Here is a 5200-nt window from a genome sequence, read left to right as displayed (position 1 = left end):
ATGCGTTCCTCGGGCTCGGGCGCGTGCGGTCGCACGGCGAGGTCGGCCACGGCAGGGATCTCCAGCGCCACGGAGGCCGGAGGACCCGCGCGCCGCACCCGAACGGGCAGGCCGGCGCCCAAGGATGCAGCGACGGCCTCCAGAGGTGCGTCCCAAGGGAGCGCGATCTCGAGCACCGGCGGCGCATCCAGCACCGGAGCCAGCGCGCGCAGCATCGTCGCGTGGGCTTCTACGCCCACCTCGCCCGCGGCGCGGAAGACACGCTGCTGGGTCTCGGTCAGGGCGGCGCCGCCGGTCAGGCTGGCAGCGCCCAGGACGAAGGCCTCGGCGGCGGCGATCTCGTCTGGGTCGAAGCCGGCCAGGGCGAGGACGTCCAGGGCCGGGTCGGCCAGCTGCTCGGCGGTGGCGCCCAGCACGTCACGCAGGAAGCCCTCTCCGACCACGGCCGGGGCGAACGCGCGGGGCAGGGCGCGCACAAAGGGCAGTTCCGCCTGGGCCGCCTCGATCTCCAGCGCCGTGAAGCCTCGTGCGGCCAGCGACTGGATATTGACGCCCGGCGTGTCTGCCAGGCTGCGGCGCCCCAGCAGGACCGCCCGCGCCGCATCGGCATCGGCGGACAGGGCGGCAAGGCCGAGGATCGCGGCTTCGGACAGCACCCGCACGGTCTCCCCGCCCGCCAGCTCTGCGTCGGCCACCGGCCCGCCCCACGGCCCGCCGTCCAGTTGGCAGCCCAGGCGCAGCGCCAGCTCGGGGTGGTTCACGAAGCCCAGCCGCACGTCGAGATCCAGGTCCTCGACGGAGTCGCGGGCGGCCTGCACCAGATTGCGCGCCGCCTGGCGGGCCGCGTCGTTATCGTAGTCGAAGCCCTGGGCGACCAGCCAGTCGCCGAGGCCGCCCAGCGCCACCAGCAGTGGCCCTTCCGTCTCGGCCCCGAGGGCCAGGGCCGCCAGCGCGACCGTACCCCTGAAGCTCCCCTCGTCGAACGCGCCGTCACGGAACGCGGCCATCAGCTCCACGCCGGCCACGGGCAGGCCCGCGGCCTCGGCGATCGCCGACCCCTCGGTTGCGCCCGCGGCGATCACCCTGCCGGTGGTCCAGGCCGCAAGCGCCAGGGTCCGGCCCCCGCCGCCCAGCGCCACCAGCGGCGCTGCCGGCGCGGAGGGTGGCGCGGCGCAACGCCACGCTGCCTCTCCGGCCCGCGCCAGCGCCATCGCCTCCAGGATCATCACGTCGCCGGCCCCGGCCGCGCGGGCGGCCTCGGCGGCGCGGGCCAGGCTGGTGTTGCGGGCCGGGTCGGCGCAGGCCTCGAGGTCCCCATCGCAGCGGAGGATCGCGTCCATCACAGCCTGCAGTCGCGCGCCCAGCAGGCGCGTCGCCGCTTGCGCGGCCTCCTGGCCACGGTGTTCGGCGATGAGAAGGGACAGCGCGGCATCCCCGGGCTCCAGCGTCGCCAGCGGCTCGCCCGCAGGGGCCAACGCGATGGTCCCCAGCAGCATCGCCTCGCTGATCGCCTCGCGGAAGCGGGTGCGGCTCTTCAGGTCCCGGGTCAGGCCCTTGGCCTGCGCCTTGCCCGCCAGGGCATAGGCGTACTCCTGGATCGCGGCGGCGAGGTCGGTGCGTCCACCGGCCCAGTCGATCCACGCTTCCACCCGCGCGTTGCTGAAGTGGGCCGGGACTTCGACCTCCACCAGACGGTCCCCGAGCTCGAGGGTGCGCCCTTCGATCCCCGCGCGAGACGTTTCCTGGTCCATGCGCCGACTCCCTGAGGGGTCGAGGCTACGCGTCCCCGCGCGCGCCCGGCAATACATGTTGGGTGTGGCAGATGGCCTATCCCCAAGATATTGCGCGACGGCGGTCTCCGGGCCGGTGCTGGACGCTCCGCGGTCACATGCCTATAGTCCGCGCGAATTCGCCACCCGAAGGGGCTCGCTTGTCCGTCCTGAAGACCATCTTCACCTGGTGGAACGGCGCCACCACCGGCATCCACTTCACTGTCGCCCGCCGTGGCCGGCTGATCGGCCAGGACGAGCTGGGTAACAAGTATTACGAGGCCCGCGACGCCCGCGACGCCTACGACCCGGGCCGCAAGCGCCGGTGGGTGATCTACCAGGGCTACGCCGACGCCTCGAAGGTGACGCCGGACTGGCACGGCTGGCTGCACTACACCTTCGACGACCCGCCCACGACCCATCCGTTCGCCGTGAAGGGCTGGGAGAAGGCGCACCTGCCCAACCTCACCGGTACGATCCACGCGCGCAAACCGCAGGGCGCCATCTCACGCGGCGGCGATCGGCAGGCGGCGACGGGGGACTACGAGGCCTGGGCGCCGGACTGAGCCATGCGTCAATCGCGCATCCTGCCCAAGCTGCAGCGCCGCGCCGCTCTCGGCCTGGGCTTCGCGGCGGTGGCGGCCACCATTGTCGTGGCGCAACCCGCGGCGCAGGGGCCTCAGCCGCCTCCCGAAGGCCCAGCTGCGCCCCCGCCCAAGGCTGCGCCGCCAAAGGCCGTGCCGCTCGAGGCGGCTCCGCCCGTGGCCGTCATCCCTCCCGTGGCTCCTCCGGCCGAGCCGAAGGAGGTCGCCCCCGTCGCCCCCGTCGCGGCCGCGCCGAAGGCTCCCGTCGTTCCTGAGAAGCCCGCGCCGCCGATGGCGCGCAGCCGCTACGACATCGCGGTCCTGCAGGCGCTGGACAAGGTGACCGCCGAGACGCTGCGCTTCGAGGCGCGGGTGGGCGTGCCGGTGCGCTGGCGTGGGCTGATCTTCACGGTCCGGGCGTGCGAGCACACCGCGCCGGACGAGCCCGTCGACGACTCCATCGTTTACCTGACCATCGACGCCCAGCCGCGGGCACAGCCGGGTCGGCTCACGCCCCCGCCGAAGCAGGCTTTCAAGGGCTGGATGTACGCCGCGTCTCCGGCGCTCAATCCCATGCAACACCCCGGCTACGACGCCTGGGCGATCAGCTGCAGGGCCAGCGCCCCGCCGGTGGTCGCCGCGGCCGCGCCGCGCCCGCCTGCCGCCAAGCCACCCGCGCCCAAGGTGCTGGAACTGCCGCCCGCCACGACCGCCCCTCCTGCGCCCAAGGCGGCGTCGCCCCCGCCCAAGGCCGAGCCGGCGCCGAAGCCAGCCGTCGAACCGGCGACGCCGGCGGCCGCGCCGACGCCGTAGAAATCCGCTTCGACCTGTAGCGCTTCGCTCAGCCGGCGGTGGTACTCCGTCCGCAGGATCTCCAGCGCCCCGAACTGCCGCAGATGCTCGGTCATGAACTGGGCGTCCAGCAGCACATAGCCGCCGGCGATCAGGCGGGCGACCAGGTGCACCAGCGCCACCTTCGAGGCGTCGCGTCGCCTTGAGAACATGCTTTCGCCGAAGAACGCGCCGCGCAGCGATACGCCATAGAGCCCGCCCGCCAGTTCGCCGTCCTGCCAGCACTCCACGCTGTGGGCGTGCCCAAGGCGGTGGAGCTGCAGGTAGAGTTCCTCGATCGGGCGGTTGATCCAGGTCTCGGTGCGGCCGGGCCCGGAGGCCGCGCACTCCAGCACCACCGCGTGGAAGGCCGTGTCGACGCGCACCTCGAATGGATCGCCCCGCACCGTCCGCGCGAGGCGCCGCGAGACGTGGAAACGGTCGAGCGGAATCACCCCTCGCCGCTCGGGGTCGACCAGGAAGACCCGCGCGTCGTCGCGCGCGTCGGCCATGGGGAAGACGCCCTGGGCATAGCAGTCGAGCAGATCGCGGGCGTCGAACGCGGACATGGACGTCGTGTAGCCGCCCGCCGGGCGCCGGGAAACGGCCGTCAGGCGGTCGCCGCCATCCAGCGTTCCAGCCAGTGGATATCGTAGGCGCCGGCCAGGAAGTCGGGTTGGTGGATGAGGTCCTGGAACAGGGGGATGTTGGTGTCGATGCCGCCGACCACGATCTCGCCCAGGCAGCGGTTGAGGCGGGCGATGCATTCCTCGCGGTCGCGGCCGTGGACGATAAGCTTGCCGATCAGGCTGTCGTAGTAAGGCGGGATCGAATAGCCGGCGTAGAGGGCGCTATCCATACGCACGCCCAGGCCGCCGGGGGCGTGATAGTCGGTGACCAGGCCCGGCGAGGGGACGAAGGTCTTCGGGTTCTCGGCGTTCACCCGGCACTCGATGGCGTGGCCCTCGAAGACCACATCGGACTGCTTGAACGACAGCGGCAGGCCCGCGGCGATGCGGATCTGCTCGCGCACCAGGTCGATGCCGGTAATGGCCTCGGTGACCGGATGCTCCACCTGCAGGCGGGTGTTCATCTCGATGAAGAAGAACTCGCCGTTCTCGTACAGGAACTCGATGGTGCCGACGCCCAGGTAGCCGATGGCCTTCACGGCATCGACAACGACCTTGCCGATCTTGGCCCGAGTGGCCGCGTCGATGGCCGGGGAGGGCGCCTCCTCCAGCACCTTCTGGTGACGCCGCTGCAGTGAGCAGTCGCGTTCGCCCAGGTGGCAGACGTTGCCGAAGCTATCGGCGATCACCTGCAGCTCGATGTGACGCGGGGTCTGGAGGTAGCGTTCCATGTAGACCGCGTCGTCGCCGAACGCCGCCTTGGCCTCGGAGCGGGCGGTCTGCACGGCCTCGATGAGGTCGTCCTCGGTCTTGGCCACCTTCATGCCGCGCCCGCCGCCGCCGGCCGCGGCCTTGATCAGCACGGGGAAGCCGATCGCCTTGGCCGCGGCGATCGCCTCTTCTTCGGTGGTGATCGCGCCGTCGGAGCCGGGGACCACCGGGATGCCGGCGGCCTTCACCGCCTGCTTGGCGGTGATCTTGTCGCCCATCATGCGGATGTGCTCGGGCTTGGGCCCGATGAAGGTGTAGCCGTGGGCGTTCACGATCTCGGCGAAACGGGCGTTCTCCGACAGGAAGCCGTAACCGGGGTGCACGGCCTGGGCGCCGGTGATCTCGCACGCGGCGATGATGGCGGGAATGTGCAGGTAGCTCTTGGCCGCCGGCGCCGGGCCGATGCAGACGCTCTCGTCGGCGAGGCGCACCCACATGGCGCTGGAGTCCGCCTCAGAATGCACGGCCACCGTGGAGATGCCCATCTCCTTGCACGCCCGGTGGACGCGCAGTGCGATCTCGCCCCGGTTGGCGATGAGGATTTTCTCGAACATGCGGCTATTCGATGATGGCGAGCGGTTCGCCGAACTCCACCGGCTGGGCGTCTTCGATCAGG

At 71.8% G+C, this 5200-nt stretch carries 3 protein-coding genes and 2 pseudogenes; 2 read left to right on the top strand and 3 right to left on the bottom strand.

All coding sequences use genetic code 11. The annotated features are described in order from the left end of the window. A pseudogene (locus tag QZV94_RS22925) lies at nucleotides 1–1751 on the bottom strand (hypothetical protein); the annotation flags it as partial. Nucleotides 1752–1888: 137 nt separating this feature from the next. On the opposite strand from QZV94_RS22925, the gene QZV94_RS22920 reads away from it, so the two are divergent. Beyond that, a complete protein-coding gene (locus QZV94_RS22920) occupies nucleotides 1889–2335 on the top strand; it encodes an NADH:ubiquinone oxidoreductase subunit NDUFA12 (RefSeq protein WP_293682459.1) in 447 nt (148 codons plus the stop codon). Nucleotides 2336–2338: 3 nt separating this feature from the next. After that, nucleotides 2339–3166 carry a DUF2155 domain-containing protein gene (locus QZV94_RS25295; RefSeq protein WP_367255173.1) on the top strand — a complete coding sequence of 276 codons (828 nt, stop codon included), beginning with the start codon at nucleotides 2339–2341 and terminating at the stop codon, nucleotides 3164–3166. Here QZV94_RS25295 and aat read toward each other — a convergent pair. Then, nucleotides 3145–3753: pseudogene (gene aat, locus QZV94_RS22910) on the bottom strand (leucyl/phenylalanyl-tRNA--protein transferase); the annotation flags it as partial. The gene QZV94_RS25295 and the pseudogene aat overlap by 22 nt on opposite strands. 41 nt (nucleotides 3754–3794) lie before the next feature. Continuing rightward, nucleotides 3795–5138, bottom strand: a complete 1344-nt coding sequence (accC, locus tag QZV94_RS22905) for an acetyl-CoA carboxylase biotin carboxylase subunit (protein ID WP_293682457.1) — start codon at nucleotides 5136–5138, stop codon at nucleotides 3795–3797. Between the last annotated feature and the right edge of the window lie 62 nt (nucleotides 5139–5200).

The organism is uncultured Phenylobacterium sp., assembly GCF_902826855.1.
In the GTDB taxonomy this organism is placed as follows: domain Bacteria; phylum Pseudomonadota; class Alphaproteobacteria; order Caulobacterales; family Caulobacteraceae; genus Phenylobacterium.
Note: the sequence above shows the minus strand (reverse complement) of the source record. Positions and strands in the feature narration are given on the sequence as shown.